At 37.4% G+C, this 16,797-nt stretch carries 16 protein-coding genes; 11 read left to right on the top strand and 5 right to left on the bottom strand.

The genetic code is table 11. From position 1 onward, the window contains the following. Positions 1-865: 865 nt before the first annotated feature. The 3 genes from ABC371_RS20805 to ABC371_RS20795 are packed head-to-tail and all read left to right on the top strand — an operon-like array spanning position 866 to position 3,257. Positions 866-1,738, top strand: a complete 873-nt coding sequence (locus ABC371_RS20805; RefSeq protein WP_412898544.1) for a GNAT family N-acetyltransferase — start codon at positions 866-868, stop codon at positions 1,736-1,738. 58 nt (positions 1,739-1,796) lie between these two features. Continuing rightward, the gene (locus ABC371_RS20800) at positions 1,797-2,261 is read left to right on the top strand and encodes a GNAT family N-acetyltransferase (protein WP_412898543.1); all 465 of its coding nucleotides are present in this window, start codon (positions 1,797-1,799) and stop codon (positions 2,259-2,261) included. Positions 2,262-2,276: 15 nt separating this feature from the next. Next, positions 2,277-3,257 carry a DMT family transporter gene (locus ABC371_RS20795; protein ID WP_412898542.1) on the top strand — a complete coding sequence of 327 codons (981 nt, stop codon included), beginning with the start codon at positions 2,277-2,279 and terminating at the stop codon, positions 3,255-3,257. A 43-nt stretch (positions 3,258-3,300) separates the two neighbouring features. Here ABC371_RS20795 and ABC371_RS20790 read toward each other — a convergent pair whose 3' ends face one another. Further along, entirely contained in the window at positions 3,301-5,436 is a 2,136-nt protein-coding gene (locus tag ABC371_RS20790) for an ATP-dependent Clp protease ATP-binding subunit (protein WP_412898541.1), read from the bottom strand. 262 nt (positions 5,437-5,698) lie between these two features. On the opposite strand from ABC371_RS20790, the gene ABC371_RS20785 reads away from it, so the two are divergent. After that, on the top strand, positions 5,699-6,742 hold the full coding sequence (locus ABC371_RS20785) for a YkvI family membrane protein (protein WP_412898540.1): 1,044 nt from the start codon (positions 5,699-5,701) through the stop codon (positions 6,740-6,742). Between the two features lie 27 nt (positions 6,743-6,769). Here the strand turns inward: ABC371_RS20785 and ABC371_RS20780 are convergent, their stop codons facing one another. Continuing rightward, positions 6,770-8,851 carry a helix-turn-helix domain-containing protein gene (locus ABC371_RS20780; RefSeq protein WP_412898539.1) on the bottom strand — a complete coding sequence of 694 codons (2,082 nt, stop codon included), beginning with the start codon at positions 8,849-8,851 and terminating at the stop codon, positions 6,770-6,772. Between the two features lie 218 nt (positions 8,852-9,069). On the opposite strand from ABC371_RS20780, the gene ABC371_RS20775 reads away from it, so the two are divergent. From ABC371_RS20775 to ABC371_RS20765, 3 genes are all read left to right on the top strand, one after another. Then, positions 9,070-9,786 (top strand): DUF5058 family protein, encoded by a 717-nt coding sequence (locus ABC371_RS20775; protein ID WP_412898538.1) that lies wholly within the window; start codon positions 9,070-9,072, stop codon positions 9,784-9,786. Between the two features lie 21 nt (positions 9,787-9,807). Then, positions 9,808-10,530 (top strand): small-conductance mechanosensitive channel, encoded by a 723-nt coding sequence (locus ABC371_RS20770; protein WP_412898537.1) that lies wholly within the window; start codon positions 9,808-9,810, stop codon positions 10,528-10,530. Between the two features lie 64 nt (positions 10,531-10,594). After that, positions 10,595-12,004 carry an amidohydrolase gene (locus tag ABC371_RS20765; RefSeq protein WP_412898536.1) on the top strand — a complete coding sequence of 470 codons (1,410 nt, stop codon included), beginning with the start codon at positions 10,595-10,597 and terminating at the stop codon, positions 12,002-12,004. Between the two features lie 68 nt (positions 12,005-12,072). On the opposite strand, the gene ABC371_RS20760 is transcribed toward ABC371_RS20765, so the two are convergent. Further along, positions 12,073-12,672, bottom strand: coding sequence for a CPBP family intramembrane glutamic endopeptidase (locus ABC371_RS20760; protein ID WP_412898535.1), 600 nt, complete (start codon positions 12,670-12,672; stop codon positions 12,073-12,075). Positions 12,673-12,797: 125 nt separating this feature from the next. Here ABC371_RS20760 and ABC371_RS20755 point away from each other — a divergent pair, with 125 nt between their 5' ends. Together ABC371_RS20755 and rarD are read left to right on the top strand one after the other, a co-directional pair. Continuing rightward, a complete protein-coding gene (locus tag ABC371_RS20755; RefSeq protein WP_010283238.1) occupies positions 12,798-12,923 on the top strand; it encodes a DUF6254 family protein in 126 nt (41 codons plus the stop codon). 561 nt (positions 12,924-13,484) lie between these two features. Beyond that, positions 13,485-14,426, top strand: a complete 942-nt coding sequence (gene rarD, locus ABC371_RS20750; RefSeq protein ID WP_412898534.1) for an EamA family transporter RarD — start codon at positions 13,485-13,487, stop codon at positions 14,424-14,426. Positions 14,427-14,467: 41 nt separating this feature from the next. Here the strand turns inward: rarD and ABC371_RS20745 are convergent, their stop codons facing one another. Continuing rightward, entirely contained in the window at positions 14,468-14,650 is a 183-nt protein-coding gene (locus ABC371_RS20745) for a YkvS family protein (RefSeq protein ID WP_116351004.1), read from the bottom strand. A 213-nt stretch (positions 14,651-14,863) separates the two neighbouring features. Here ABC371_RS20745 and ABC371_RS20740 point away from each other — a divergent pair, with 213 nt between their 5' ends. Further along, complete coding sequence (locus ABC371_RS20740; protein WP_412899410.1) at positions 14,864-15,718, top strand: patatin-like phospholipase family protein; 855 nt, start codon at positions 14,864-14,866, stop codon at positions 15,716-15,718. 81 nt (positions 15,719-15,799) lie between these two features. Here ABC371_RS20740 and ABC371_RS20735 read toward each other — a convergent pair whose 3' ends face one another. Then, the gene (locus ABC371_RS20735; RefSeq protein ID WP_412898533.1) at positions 15,800-16,330 is read right to left on the bottom strand and encodes a hypothetical protein; all 531 of its coding nucleotides are present in this window, start codon (positions 16,328-16,330) and stop codon (positions 15,800-15,802) included. A 208-nt stretch (positions 16,331-16,538) separates the two neighbouring features. On the opposite strand from ABC371_RS20735, the gene ABC371_RS20730 reads away from it, so the two are divergent. After that, positions 16,539-16,733, top strand: a complete 195-nt coding sequence (locus ABC371_RS20730) for a hypothetical protein (RefSeq protein WP_116351001.1) — start codon at positions 16,539-16,541, stop codon at positions 16,731-16,733. Positions 16,734-16,797: the final 64 nt, after the last annotated feature.

Genomic DNA, 16,797 nt, shown 5'->3' with positions numbered 1-16,797 from the left:
CCAACTAAACTAGAGAAAATAAAAATACCATACCCAAATAAAGAGTCAAACCTCAAATCGAACAAGATAAACCCCAATGACGAGCCATTAAAAAACAAAATCAAAAAAGACATCAATAAAAAAAATCTTGCTACTATGGACATGTTTTCCACCTCAATAATGTATATGAAGCCGAAGTAGGGTAGATGACAGGAGAATTTTTGTGCTTGAATGGAGTTGCTTTGTGATTTATCCAGTGGTTTTTGGATAATATTTGAAAAAGTCCTGTGATAAAGAGTGTATATGGCAAGACTTATGTAAAAGTCTTGAAAAAGTTATGGCATAAAGATAGTTTAAGTGATGACTTCTGGATAATATTTGAAAAAGCCCTGTGATAAAGAGTGTATATGGCAAGACTTATGTAAAAATCTTGAAAAAGCTATGGCATAAAGATAGTTTAAGTGATGACTTCTGGATAATATTTGAAAAAGTCCTGTGATAAAGAGTGTATATGGCAAGACTTATGTAAAAGTCTTGAAAAAGTTATGGCATAAAGATAGTTTAAGTGATGACTTCTGGATAATATTTGAAAAAGCCCTGTGATAAAGAGTGTATATGGCAAGACTTATGTAAAAATCTTGAAAAAGCTATGGCATAAAGATAGTTTAAGTGATGACTTCTGGATAATATTTGAAAAAGTCCTGTGATAAAGAGTGTATACGGCAAGACTTATGTAAAACTTTTGAAAAAGCCAAAAGATAAAACAAGGGAATGTGAACAGCTTTCGATAATTCTTGAAAAATTTCCAAAATTTACTTGTAGGGATCCCTAAAATATGATTAAATAAATCGACTAAATGACTTCTTTAAGAAGAGGGGATAAACACATGATTACAATAAAAAGACTATCTGAATGTACACTTGAAGATGCAGTGGTGGCTTGGAATAAAGGCTTTGAAGGTTACTATTTTGATATGACGACAACGGTTGATCTTTTTACAAGACGGATGATTTTGGAAGGGCTTTCTCCAACACTCTCAGTCATTGCCTATGAAGGAGAGCGACCAGTAGGTCTTATTTTAAATGGGATTCGCTCTATTAACGGTAAAAAAGTTTCGTGGAATGGTGGAACAGGGGTTGATCCTGAATTCCGTGGAAAGGGTGTTGGCAAAAAGCTAATGGAAGCTACACTAGCAATCTATGAAACAGAAGGTGTAGAAGTTGCAACGCTTGAAGCGGTTAAGGCAAATGAAACGGCCATCACATTATATGAAAAGGTCGGCTATAACATTGTCGATGAATTAATTCATTTACAACATACTGGTGAATTATCGAGCGATGCTTTTCTATCCGAAAACAACCAATTTACCTTTACAAAAGGAATTCCAATTGACGCTTCACAAGTCCCCTTTTATAAGGCAATGGTTCCGTGGCAAACGCAATGGAATAATGCACGTGATGGAGAATCACTACTTGCACTCGACGAGAATGAAACGATTGTTGGATATGCCATTTTTAAACGGCTATTTAATGAGGATGGAAAGCTTCAGTCAATTATTCTAATGCAATGTGAGGCTGAACCATCACATGATAAAAAGAAAGACATTGTAAGGGAACTTTTACGAAAGGTATTTGGTCAAAGGGATCTTAAAATTGCAAGAACCGCAGCGAATTTGTCAGTGTCGAATAAAATTTTGCGTGATTTATTAGAAAAAGAAGGATTTACTGTAAAAGCAGAGCAAGTCTTTATGATAAAATAAATTATTAGAATATTCCTACCAATCGAGGTCCAAATAATTGTAAAATGGGGGGAGGTACATGAAAAAAATCATTTTACGCGATGTCACGATGGACAATTTGCTTGATGTCATTCGGTTGAAATCAGAAGATAAGGAGTTTGCTTTATTTGAAAAATGGGTTGCCTCCAATGTTTTTTCACTCGCACAAGCAAAAGTTCAGCCAGATTGGGTAACGAAAGCAATCTATGATGGAACTCAGTTAATTGGATTTACCATGTTTGGACTTGAAAATGAGCGCAATCGCTTTGAATTATGCAGGATTATGATTGATTATAAATATCAAAGAAAAGGGTATGGCACCGCTGCGGTGAAGGAAATTATTTCTGAAATGATTCATACCATGCCCTATTGTGATGAGATTTACTTATCAGTTATTCCTACAAACCAAGCAGCTATCCATGTGTATACGAAAGCAGGATTTACGAAAACAGGAGAAATCATCAAAGGCTTTGTTGATGAAGATGTTTATTGTTTTAAGGTCTAGGGGGGAGTATGAACTTTGAAAGCTATTCTAATTGGAATCATCTCGTCACTATTTTTTGCGGTAACGTTTATTCTAAACCGATCAATGGAGCTTTCAGGGGGAAGCTGGTTATGGAGTTCTTCGTTGCGATATTTTTTTATGCTACCCTTTTTAATTGGGATTGTTCTTCTTAGAGGTAACCTGAAGCAACTGTTGTATGAGTTAAAAACGAACCCGTTAAAATGGATTCTTTGGAGTACAGTTGGGTTTGGACTGTTTTATGCATCGCTTACCTTTGCGGCTGCTTCTGGTCCAGGTTGGTTGGTTGCAGGAACATGGCAATTTGTTATTATCGCGGGCCTCCTAGTTGTACCTTTTTTCTATAGAACAGTGGAAACGGCAAATGGAATGCAAAAAGTCCGTGAACATATCCCGGTCAAAGGTCTTATTTTTTCTAGTTTTATTTTTATTGGGATTGTTTTGATTCAGCTTCAGGAAGCAGATGGGGGCATTGGAATGGAAATGCTCTTAATTGGAATTCTTCCTGTAGTTTTGGCTGCTTTTGCATATCCATTAGGAAATCGAAAGATGATGGAGCATTGTAAAAATGACTTTGACACTTTTCAACGTGTCCTTGGCATGACACTAGCTTCGACTCCGTTTTGGTTAATTATTGCCGGTTTTGGTGCTGCGACTGCTGGGCTGCCTAGTAAAGATCAGGTGTTTCAATCGTTTATCGTCGGGATTTCCTCTGGGGTTATCGCAACCGTGCTTTTCTTTTTTGCAACAGAGCTAGTTAAGCATGATCAAAGTATGCTTGCTGCGGTTGAAGCTACCCAGTCAACCCAGATTATTTTTGTGATCTTTGGTGAGGTTCTTTTATTAAGTGCACCTCTGCCAACTATGTATTCTCTTGTTGGGCTATTGATGATTGCGGGTGGAATGGTGTTGCACAGCCTGTTCTCAAATCGTAAGACACCGATAAAAGTAAATGAATTGGAAACAAAATCAATATAAAAAATGCAGAGCTCAACGTGGCTCTGCATTTTTAATGGGTACATTATTTGATTACAATTTTATTTTCTTCGACCGTTACGTTTAAGCTTGTTTGGTCATCATTTTCCAAAAGAACATCAGTGATTTGGTCCTCAAGCTGTTCTTGGATGACACGGCGTAATGGACGTGCACCAAATGCTGGGTGGTAGCCTAGCTCAGCTAATTTTTGTTTTGCGGCATCATCAACTGTGATGGTTACATCTTGTTCTTTAAGAGTTGCTTCAAGCTCATGTAACATAAGGTCAACAATTTGTACTAAGTGTTCTTTTTCAAGCTGTTTGAATTCAATGATGGCATCAAATCTGTTCAAGAATTCTGGTTTGAAGAAGGAACCTAGTGAATCAAGAATAGATGTTTCCTTATATACATCTGTATCAGCTTTCTCAAAGCCAACCGTAATCTTCTTAGGTCCGCCACTTCCTGCGTTACTTGTCATGATAATTACAGTATCTTTGAAGCTTACAGTACGTCCTTGGCTGTCTGTTAAACGGCCATCTTCTAAAATTTGAAGGAACATATGCTGAACATCAGGATGTGCCTTTTCAATTTCATCTAAAAGGATGATGCTATAAGGGTTACGACGAACTTTTTCAGTAAGTTGTCCTGCTTCCTCATGGCCTACATATCCAGGAGGTGAACCGATGATTTTAGAGACAGAGTGTTTCTCCATGTACTCACTCATGTCAAGTCTGATCATAGCATCTTTCGAACCGAATAGTTCTTCAGCAAGTGTCTTCGTTAATTCTGTTTTACCTACACCAGTTGGTCCGACAAACAGGAAGGAACCGATTGGTCGATTTTTAGCCTTCAAACCAGCACGGCTACGACGAACTGCTTTTGCAACCTTTGTAACAGCTTCTTCTTGACCGATTACTTTTTTCGCAAGGTTGTCAGCAAGATGTTTCATTTTTTGTTGTTCATTTTCTTGAAGCTTACCAACAGGGATACCGGTTTTCTTCTCGATAATTTGTTGGATATTGGTTACATCAATCACATGCTCTTCTTTGTTTTCCGGATTACTTAATTGTTTTTCTAGCAGAATTTCTTGATGTCTTAATTTTGCTGCTAATTCGTAGTTTTCTTCCCCGGCTGCTTTTTCTTTTTCAGCAGCGATTTTTGCAAGTTCTGCTTCAATATCCTTTGGATTTGTGCCTCCAGATGCTAAATTCATTTTTGAACCAGCTTCATCAAGCAAGTCGATTGCCTTATCTGGTAAGAAGCGGTCTTGAATGTATCGATGTGATAATGTTACACAGGCACGGATCGCTTCATCTGTATATTTTACACCATGGAAATCTTCATATTTTCCTTTAATACCTTCAAGAATCTGAATCGCTTCGTCAACTGTAGGTTCATCCACTGTTACAGGTTGGAAACGACGTTCAAGTGCAGCGTCTTTTTCAATTTGTCGGTATTCTTTTAATGTTGTGGCACCAACAACTTGAAGTTCGCCACGTGCAAGAGCAGGTTTTAAAATATTACCTGCATCCATTGAACCTTCAGCAGAACCTGCGCCTACTAAAAGGTGAATTTCATCAATAAATAAGATAATATTTTTACGCTTTTGAAGCTCAGCAATGAGTTGCTTCATTCTTTCTTCGAATTGACCACGAATACCAGTGTTGGCAACGAGTGATGCGACATCTAGTAAATAAACCTGTTTATTTGAAAGCTTACTTGGCGCTTTTCCTTCAGAAATTTGTAGGGCTAATCCTTCTGCAATTGCAGTTTTACCTACCCCTGGTTCCCCAATTAGAACAGGGTTGTTTTTATTACGGCGGTTTAAGATTTCAATAACACGGTGGATTTCCTCGTCACGGCCAATCACTGGGTCAATAAGTCCAGCCTTCGCCATTTGAGTAAGGTTTCGACCAAAATGATCGAGAAGACCTCCGCCATTTCCTCCGTGTTTTGGTTGTGTTTGTTGTTGATTGATTCCCATTTGTTGACCAAAAGCATTGCCTTTAAATAGATCATCAAATGTAAAATTAGGGAAACCGTACATTCCTGAAGGTATTTTCATGTTGTTCTTCTCCTTCGCATAACACTCACTGCAAAGTTGAATTTGTCGCTTGTCATTGTTCACTTGTACGTGCAACTGAACCGTAGCTTCATTTTTATTACATGCTTGACAAATCATAAACAACTACCTCCTTGAAATTTGACTATCTTTGACCAATTTAAGATAAAAGACTGACCCACATCGTGTGGCTTAAATAAAATAGGTCGTTTGTGATGTTTGACCATCTTTGACCTTATGTCTATATTATACTTTGACTATCTTTGACTTTCAAGTAAAAAGTACTAGAAATTTTTGCCACGGTTAACGAAGGAATAGCTCGTCTTAATTTTGGAACTTGTACATATAAATCAAGTAAGACAGAAAAATGAGGTGGCTATTTGTGCGAGGAAATTGGGGGGCAGCATTTCAAATCGGTGCTGTTTATGTTGGAACAATCGTAGGAGCAGGCTTTGCAACAGGTCGGGAAATCGTTGAATTTTTTACCCAATATGGTCTATACGGTTTGATCGGAATCGGAATCAGTGGTTTCTTATTTATATGGTTAGGAACTCGAATCATGATCATCGCAAACCGAATTCAAGCTGATTCGTATAAGGAATTTAATGAATATTTGTTTGGAAAAAAAGCAGGGTTTTTTGTGAACGGATTGATGCTTCTTGTATTGATAGGGGTAACTTCGGTCATGCTTTCGGGAGCGGGTGCTGTCTTTTATGAACAATTAGGGCTGTCGTATCAGCTTGGAATTTTTGTGACGAGTGCACTTTCCATTTTTGTATTGATATATGGGGTCAAAGGGTTATTTGGTGTGAACATGTTTGTTGTACCGATCATGATTTTCTTCAGTGTTGTGTTAGCAGTAGAAGTTCTTTTTACGGATGCAACAAGTTTAATAAGTAAACCTGAATTAGAATCATCAAGCTATAATTGGATGATTTCGCCATTTTTATATGCTGCATTTAACTTAACCATGGCGATGCCAGTTTTGGTACCACTTGCTAAAGAAATAGAACATGAAAAAACATTAAGATGGGGTGGATTGATAGGAGGGGGTGCATTATGTCTGATTTTATTAACAAGCCATATATCCTTGTCGGCACTCCCAAATATTCACACCTTTGAGATTCCAATGGCTGAGGTTATGAAAAACTTCATGGCTGCTTTCTCGTGGTTGTACATCCTTGTGATTTATGGAGAAATCTTTACTTCAGTAATTGGTAATTTATTTGGGCTTGAGCGTCAATTGAAAAATGTCATCAAACTCCCGTCAATCTTAATTGTTTTCGGTGTTTTGTCCATCGCCTATTGTCTAAGCCAGTTAGGCTACGGGGCATTGATCTCTTTTTTATATCCATTGTTTGGGTATATGAGTTTGATCTTATTAATTCTGTTGGCAAGGCCAATGAAACAGCTTTCGAAGAAATAAAGAGGTTCGTAAGGGAACCTCTTTATTTTAATGAACCTCATCAGAGTATGCGAATGATTCTTTTAAGTGACAGGCTAACTGGATTTTCAGAAAGTCTTTTGGGTCATTAAAACGTAAATGAAGAATCTCCTCGATTTTTTTTAGGCGTTGATATAACGTATTAATATGAATGTGAAGATGTTGAGCTGTTTCGTTTATGGACTTATTTAATTTTATATAGGTTAACAATGTTAGTTCAAGGTCATTTTTCCTCGACCTTGCCGTATTCAAGGGCTGAAAAAAGCCATTTATGAATTCCTCTATTTCATTCGTGTCCTGATTAATAAATAACCGATTAACCCCAATACTTTCATAGGTAATGATGCCTGTTTCTTTTTTATTAATTAGATAGGCAACGGACTTCTTTGCCTCTTCATAACTTTTCCCTATGTGATAAGCTCCCTTTTTAGTTGAACCGACACCGACACATACGAATGAGTCGTTATTATTCGTCCAGTTGTGAATAATGGTCGTCAGTCTTTTTATCAAATCATCAACTGAAGTACTATCAGTTAATGAAACGAGCACCATGATTTTATTATGAAATCCATAAATGAGCCTCACCTGTAGAATATTCTTTTTAATCAATGAGATGATACTATGAATATCTGCCCCAAGCTTATATAAATCCTTATAATTCACAAGTTCGATTACTGTAACAAAAAAGGAGTGGGAAGGAATTAAATTGAATTCCTTTCTTTTTGCAATAAGAGCTTCTGGATCTCTACTTTTAATAACCTCATTAAAAAATTCATGCGTCTTCTTATAATAAATTTCTTCTAATGTATGTTTCTTTACAAGTTCAAGGGCTAGAATGGCTCCACCTTGCTCAATTACAATCCGATCAATGATCGATAGAGTAGTAGAATAGGGCAAAATAAAACAACCGAGAAAGATGGTACCATTGATAATGGGATATAAATAGTACTTTTCTTCTTTTGGCTTACGTAATTCTACGAAAACAGGATGTCTTCTCCTTTTAAATATTCTAGAAATCTCATCAACGCTAAAATCATTCTTTTGATTGACTTGATTATGGTACCAATCATTTTCTAAGTAATCATAAAAGGAAACTTTCCCATTTATCATTTTGCCTATTTCTTTTACAATTGTCTTTAACCCTTTATTTTGGAGAGAGAATTTAATAAGGGTATTGTGAACTTCGTTTCTTTTTGAAAGCTCTTGTAATTTTTCATTCACTTCTGTATAAAGGCGTGCATTTTGGATAGCAATGGCTACCTGTGATGCAAAACCTTGTAAAAGTCGTACATCACCTTCAGTAAATCTCCCTTTCTTATCAAATTGGTGTATGGTCATCACCCCGATACGCTGGTCCCCAATAGAAATCGGTACACTTACAATTGCTTGAATAATTTTTCCTTTTGATGATGAATTGATAATCTGTAAGTTTTCAGGAGAAATGGAATGATCGCTCATTTTTTTATAAATCTGTTCTGTAGAATGGTAGATTAATGGTTTCCCTTCCTTAAAAACCATCCCAGTTATAGATTCTCCAATGTTCATTCTAAGTTTTCCAATGATGGGTTCAAATCCAACACTTGTTTTCGTAATAATGATCTCTTCACTAGGCTCATAAAGTTGGAGGTACCCTGCATTTGCCACAGGTATTACGGACAATGCGTTTTTAACAATTTTCTCTAACAAATCATCAAGAACAAGTGAAGAAGAGACAGAGCGTATTCCTTCAATCAAAACATCCAATTCCACATCTTTTGCTTGAATCTGGTTTTTTGCGTCCATTAACTCAAAGCAAATATACAAATAATCCAAATCTCTTTTATCGAAGGGAGATGATATACAGTTGGAGCGAAGGATCACTTGATGCCCATTCAAGTAAGAAAATGAGATATACAAATCTTCCTCACACGTAAAAATAGTGTAGTTGTCATCTTTATTCAATTTTAAAAGGTTAACATTTTCATTTTTTAACGTTCCTTTTTTGTGTAAGAGTTGGAAGGTAGTATCATGAGGTTTTTTAACATAAATTTCATACGAACATTTCTCAAATCCTTTTTCTAAAAAAGAGAGGAGCAGTTGTTTTGTTATCATTCTAACCTCCAGGACATTTATATATAGAAAGTTCTGTTTTTTCTGAATTATATATGTATTATAATACATTGTAATAGTTGATTCGATAAATTACTATAAAAATTAGAATATATAGAATTTCATACTTTAAATATTTTGAATGCGCTTACTTTAAAAGGGGGAATTCAAGAAAAGATGTAGGAGAATTATTTTACACTTGGAGAATATGGAAAAGGAGGATGTTTAATTTGGAAAAAGTATTACAAACGGCAAATAGCTTACCACTTTGGATCTTAGCTTCACTGGTAGTTGGTATCGTCATTTTTCAAGGGATTACTTTTATTCGACTTGCTTCAAAGACAAGTCAATCCGTTGGTATGTCATCAGCAGAGGTAAAGTCTGCGATCAGAGCCGGCGCGATTAGTTCACTTGGACCATCTTTAGCCATCATTGTTGTTGCTATTTCTATGATTTCATTAATTGGTAGCCCTACTACACTAATGCGAATCTCGATTATTGGAAATGCTGCAATCGAAACAGTAGGTGCAAGTATTGGGTCAAAAGCCGCTGGTGTTGATTTAGGATCCCCTGATTATAATTTACAAGCCTTTACGAATGCTGTTTGGGTCATGTGTCTTGGGGGAATGGGATGGTTGTTATTTGTTGCTCTATTTACTAAGTCATTAGGAAAGATACAGAAAAAAGCAGAAGCCAATCCTAAAAATGTAACAATGTTAAGTACCGTTTCTGTTGCTGCTATGATAGGGGCTTTTAGTTACCTTGGTGGAGGAGAAATGGTAAAAGGTCTAAGTCATTTCATTGTTTTTATTGTTGCCTTTATTACGATGCCTCTCATTATATGGATTGGAGATAAATCCCAACTAAGATGGTTAAAAGAATGGTCATTAGGACTGGTAATTATTGTCGGAATGATAGCAGGTTATTTAATTTCTTAAAAAGAAAGGTAGGAGAACTACATGCAAGTGAATAGAGGGGAAAATTTATCTATAAACCAAACTGTACCAAGCACGCAAGAGTCAGCTATGGATTTTGATACCTTTCAATTAAAGTCTCATTTTTGGGGACGTCTAACAATCTGGTCAGTCATAGCATTAACATTACTTGTGCCCTCATATCTCTCATTTGTTCTTGGCTATCATCCTGGTTGGTCCACGATTATCTCTGGGTTTACAGCCTATGCAGCCATCATTATGTTTGTTTGGGTACTAGAACCGATTAGCTATTATCCGGTTTTGGGTGTTTCTGGTACATATATTGCCTTTCTTACAGGTAACATTGGAAATATGTGTCTACCATGTGCATCGGTTGCTCAACGAGTCGTTAATGCGGAACCTGGAACAAAAAAGGGTGAAATTACAGCTGCATTGGCCATTTCCACAGCATCAATCATGAACGCGATTATTCTTATTTTAGCTATTTTAAGTGGCTCATTCATTCTCACGATATTGCCGGAATCCATTCTAAATAGTTTAAGCTTTGTTCTTCCTGCTATTTTCGGAGGGGTAATTGCACAATTTGCAATCAAAAAACCACTGTTTGGTGTAATCGGAATTGCATTTGGTTTATTTGTTAATTTAGGTCCTGTACCTCGTGCTTTCCAAACGTTTGTCTGCATACTCGGAACAGTTGTAGTTTGTCTACTTTTAGAGAAGATCAAAAAACAAGAGAAAAATAAGTAAGGTGTTGGTATCGACTTAGTAGATTTGGAAGGAGTGTGAATCCATTAGTAAATGGATATAACGGATGGGTAAACAAAAAATAGTGCAATCGATAAGAAATGATCAGTCTGAATTTACGGAAATGGCTAAAAAGATATGGGAGAATCCGCAAGTTGCATACGAAGAAAGCTATGCTTGTAACTTGCAAGTTTCAAAATTAAAAGAAGAAGGATTTCGTATTCAAGCATCAATTGGTGGAATATCTACAGCTTTTGTAGCGGAATACGGTTTAGGGAAACCAATCATTGGGATACTAGGAGAATATGATGCATTACCCGGACTTTCCCAAGCCGTTAAAACCGTTCAGGAACAAGTAGAAATGGACGGACCAGGTCACGGCTGTGGCCATAATTTACTTGGAACCGCAGGTGTAGAAGCTGTGGTAGCGTTAAAAAACACGATGGAGGAATTTAATCTAGCTGGTACGATTCGGTATTATGGGTGTCCTGCAGAAGAAGTTTTGTCTGGAAAAACGTATATGGCAAAAGAAGGCGTATTTGATGATTTGGATTGCGCTTTAACTTGGCACCCCTGGACATCAAACATGGTGGTAAATAGGAGCATGCAAGCTATGGTGTCCATTAAGTTTCATTTTAAAGGGATTCCAGCACATGCCGCTTCATCACCACATGCAGGGAGAAGTGCACTGGATGCGGTTGAATTGATGAATGTCGGAGCTAATTATTTACGAGAGCATGTTGTAGACGGCACAAGAATCCATTATGTCATTACAAATGGGGGACTTGCACCAAATATTGTCCCAGAGCATGCGAGTGTTTGGTATTATTTACGGGCTGCCACAAAGGAACAAGTGGAAGACATACTAAGAAGAGTTCAAAATATTGCTAAAGGGGCAGCTCTCATGACAGAAACAGAGGTTTATTGGGAAATTGATGCATTTCCTTATAACACTCTGCCAAATGAAGCTTTAAATGACCTCATGTATGAAAATATGATACTAGCAGACCCTTTAGTGTTTACTGTAGAAGAAGAGGAATTTGCTCAGGCATTAGTAAAGACGATAGATCCTACGATCGTAAAAATGGCACAACAGGCAAACAGTGAAATTCTACCGGTCACCTATCAAAATGATAAACAAACAAAGGGAAAATCTTTAGCTGGTTCTACCGATGTTGGCGATGTTAGTTGGATTACCCCGGTTGGGCAAATCATGACAACTTGTGCCCCAATTGGAGTACAAGTACATACATGGCAGGCAACCGCTTCTTTTGGATCGTCGATCGGTTTTAAGGGGATGCACTTAGCCGCCCAAACAATGGCATTATCTGCGTATGATTTATTACTAAATAAGGATCAAGTACTTGAACAAGCTAAAAAGGAGTTTTCCTTATCCACAAAAGATAATCCGTATGTAGCGGGTATACCTGACAACGTGAAACCACCCAAAAATGTAGAAAAAGTTATGTTGGGTTAAATTAAGAAATACATGGAATAGGAAATCGGAGGATGGACTTTTATCATTCTTCGATTTCCTTTTGTTTTTTAAAAGATGGGGAAAAGCACAAGAAAAAATAAGTTGAACACAAGGTGAGAAAGGATTATTAAAAGGATATTGCGTTTCCACATATATAAGGTTCCCCAAACTACTCCTCCAGCAAATGTCGCTAACAAAAAGAGTGGGTTAAAGGTATAAATATTTGCCGACATATATAAAAGTGAGGAAATGACGATCACTAGTAGCTTATTTTCGAAATGAATTTCAACCTTCTTCTGAATATAGCCTCGCCAAAATAACTCCTCACCAGGAATGATGATGAGAAACAATGCAACAAAATGCCAAGTTAGCTGAGGTTGAACCTTCATATATAAAGCAGCAACATCTGATATTTGATTAGGAAATAGGAGTTCGGAGCCTATTTTACCGATAAAAAAGAGTCCGTACATGAGAAGTCCGGAAAGTATAGAAATCGCTATGTTTGAAATTGAAATGTTTTTGGTATCAAAATGGCCGTATCGGATGGCTGCAATTGATAAAAGGAAAAAGGATATACTGAACATGGTCCAAAATGGAAGGTCCGATAGAAAACTAATGGCGAGTAAAATATGTACAAGTATAAATAGTAGAAAAAAGTTTTTTTGCATGTGTGTTTTCCTCTTTTGGTAAGATGTATCGCTGTTTATTTTATCATGAGTGTGATTTTTTTAGAATAAATATCTGGTGGCGACTCATCCTAATGATGATGATTTGAAAGAAGGAGATGTTCGATATGACACAATCTAAACGCCAACAAGAACGCCAATGGACAGTTCGCAAACAATCCCAAAATCCCCATGGCAAGGTAAAATCATTTGAACAGCTGGCTGAAGAAGCAGGGAAGGATACAAAAGAATAGAATGAAGTTGGCGCACACCTCTGTTATGGGGTGTGTTTTTTTGGGGAGGGCGGATTTCCGGGGGATATCGAAATGGTGTGACTGTGAGAGGGGATTTCCGGTTATTCCAGAAGTGGTGGTGTAAAAGAGGTTTATGTGATGGGTTTTCCTAATTATATCCAAAAGTGTTGTGAAAAGCGAGGTTTATAAGCGATGTATTTCCAAATATATCCAAAAGTGAAGGCGATTAAGTGTCTGGAGACCACCAACTTCCTAAAAAATGGAGCGAGGTGTACGTCCAAAGAGCATGGAGTACCACCAGCCTCCTAAAAAATGGAATGAAGTGTACCTCCAGAGAGCATGGAGCACCACCAACTTCCTAAAAAATGGAACGAGGTGTACGTCCAAAGAGCACAGAGCACCATCAACCTCCTAAAAAATGGAACAAAACGCACCTCCAGAGATCGCGGATGACACTCCCATCCATCAATCTCAAATTTCCAATTCATTTTCGTTGAGAAATATCGGGGACCGAAATATAATTAACCAATGGTATAACTTGAATTGGAAAGAAGGTTCAATATGGAACAAGATGACATGAGGGAATATAAATTAGGTATCCTATACACCACGATTGCCTATATTGCATGGGGGGTACTGCCTCTTTATTGGAAGTTAATCGACTTTGTCCCAGCATTCGAAATACTTGGACATCGAATAATTTGGTCCCTTGTTTTTGTGCTTTTAGTAATCCTTGTTTCAAGGAAAGGGAAACAATTTATAAAAAGCCTTAAAGAGGTTGTAAAAAACAAATTGAAACTAATTGGGATAGTGGGTTCTTCCTTCCTTATTACAATCAACTGGGCTACTTATATTTGGGCGGTAAATACGGATCATATTATTGATGCTAGCCTAGGGTATTACATCAACCCATTGGTTAGCGTACTACTGGGAATCATTGTACTTAAGGAACGAATCCTGTTTTGGCAGGGGATTTCATTTGCGTTAGCTGGTATTGGAGTTCTTATTTTGACCATCCAGTATGGAAGTTTCCCTTGGGTGGCGATTACACTTGCATTAAGCTTTGGGTTTTATGGGTTAACAAAGAAACTTGCAAAGCTTGATTCATTGATAGGTTTGGCGATGGAAACAATGGTGGTTGCACCAATTGCACTTATTTATCTGGCAACCCTATATAAGGGAGGAGTCGATTCCTTTTTAGGATCCACTATTGACGTGCAGTTATTGCTAATGGGGGCAGGGGTTGTAACCGCATTGCCGTTACTTTGGTTTGCGGCTGGAGCAAACAGAATTCCACTTTCTGTGGTGGGGATTCTTCAATATATTGCGCCGACAATAAGTCTTCTATTGGGAGTCTTTCTATATCATGAGCATTTCACAAAGGTTCATTTCGCCACTTTTGTTTTTATCTGGACAGCACTATTAATCTACTCATTCTCAAAATCTAGATTTCTAACTTCGCTCGAACCTAAATTTGTGAAAAATAAATCATTAGGGGCATAAATACAAAAAGGGAGCCGATTATTGAATCAGCTCCCTTTTCATTATATTGTTGTGACAATCTTATAGTTTTTGTGATTAACAACTGTACGACTCTCTAATTCAAGATCTCTATAATTGTCCATATATGTTAAGTCTACGATAACCGAGTTTTCGTTAACCTTTTCGACAATGCCTTTTAGGCCCTCTTTGAACTCAATGATATCCCCAATTTCTGCAATTTTCATCATGTCGCCCTCCATCACATTCTATGAATCTTCAATAAAGTTCATAAAGTGCTTTTATTTACAAAAAATCCATTTTTTTATATTTTGCCTTACTTTTGTTATTATGTAAAGCGTTTTCATAGATATTTTATTATAAAAAATTTGTAAATAATGTGACAAGCCTTCATTATTTATTTATAGTTTGGAAGTAAGCCTTGTTAGAAGGAGAGAATAATAGTGAAAGACGTAGGATTGGTTTTAGAAGGTGGAGGAATGCGTGGCGTGTACACAGCAGGCATCCTTGAATATTTTATGGAACAGGATTTATATTTCCCATATGTTGTTGGTGTATCGGCAGGTGCTTGTATGGCAGCGTCTTACCTTTCAAGGCAAATGGGAAGAAATCGTACGGTTAATATTGATTATGTCAATCACCCAAACTATTTATCATTCCGTAATTTTGTAAAACATAAGCAATTATTTGGGATGGATTTTATTTTTGATGAGATTCCAAATAAACATGTCCCATATGACTATGATACTTTTTATCAATCAAAAGAAGAATTTGTTGTGGGAACAACCGATTGTGAAACAGGGGAACCCATGTATTTTAATAAAGAGGATTATGGAAATGACATGCTTAAGGTCATTCGTGCATCAAGTTCATTGCCATTTGTTGCTCCAATCATTGAATTCAAAGGGAAAAAATTATTAGATGGCGGGATTACAGATCCGATTCCGTTGATAAAAGCACAGCAGGATGGAAATTCAAAAAATGTGGTCATTTTAACTCGAAATCGTGGTTATTTGAAAAAGAAGTCTAATATGACTTGGGTTGTCAGACGAGCTTTTAAGCAATATCCTCACCTAGTAAAAGCAATGGAAACACGCTATAAGCGTTATAATGATACACTAGCGTATTTGGATCAAGAAGAAAAAGCAGGAAGGATTTTTGTGTTTAGTCCAACTGTACCACTAGAGGTAGGGCGCGTTGAAAAAAATCCTGCGAAATTAACAAATTTATATGAACTTGGACTGACGGACGCTGCAGAGCAGTTTGATAAGTTTCAGAAATGGTTAATGGCTTAAGCAAAAAGGTGTCCCTAAAAAGAGGCACCTTCATTCCTTATTTACCTTGCACATCATGTCAGGTCTAGCAAATTTAAAATACTATTGTCCACACGTACAACCAGGCCCATGAGGTCCATGTGGTACCCTCATGTTTGGCGTCATTCCATAACCTTGAGGGGCCATCATGCCAGGTATACCGGCTCCTTGAGGAGTGAATCCGCCCATCATAGGTCCAGCACCAGGAGCTTGAGGTCCGAATCCGCCCATCATAGGTCCAGCACCAGGAGCTTGAGGTCCAAATCCGCCCATCATAGGTCCAACACCAGGAGCCTGAGGTCCGAATCCACCCATCATAGGTCCAGCACCAGGAGTTTGAGGAGCGAATCCACCCATCATCTGCCCAGCACCTGGTCCCTGAGTTTGAAATCCACCCATCATAGGTCCAACATCAGGATCCTGTGGATTAAGATCGCCCATCATTCCATGTCCACCCATAGGTGCAAGTTGCTGTTGACCGCAGGTACAGCCAGGTCCATGTGGTCCATGAGGAATCATTATACTTTGTTGCGCGCCAGGTTGTGCTCCGTACATATTCGGATTCATAAACATTTCGTTTTGGTAATTTTTCATAGAATCCACCTCTCTACAGTATTATCAGGATAAAAAAGTTAGCTACTTTAGTAAGTTAACTTTTACCTACTTCATCATAAAGGCCTACTAGACACTTTCCCCACATCATATGCCTATTGGCGTAATGTGTGTAGAATCACAGGATAAATGGGTATTAGCCTTGTTTCTCTTTCTATGAACTACTATAATTTACAAAGAGGTGCTTACGATGAATGAACAATTTGTAAATGAAATATTAAATAAACTGCGAGATGGAGAACTGAGTGAATATTTGGTGAAGAATGATCAATTTTTAGAGTTTCGAAAGACATTGGTCAAAAGGGAAGATTTCAAGCATTTTCGCGGGATTGCCCAACATGGTGGGGATGTGCTTTATCGATATACGGAAGTCGCGAGAAGCTAATGTGACAAAAGTCACAGAACAAAGGTTGACAAAGTACATAATAATTTAGTAAAATTATCTTGAA

The sequence above is a fragment of the Bacillus jepli genome (assembly GCF_047238305.1).
GTDB lineage: Bacteria > Bacillota > Bacilli > Bacillales > Bacillaceae_L > Ferdinandcohnia.
The sequence above is the reverse complement of the archived record's forward strand: the minus strand, read 5'-3'. Positions and strand labels throughout refer to the sequence as shown.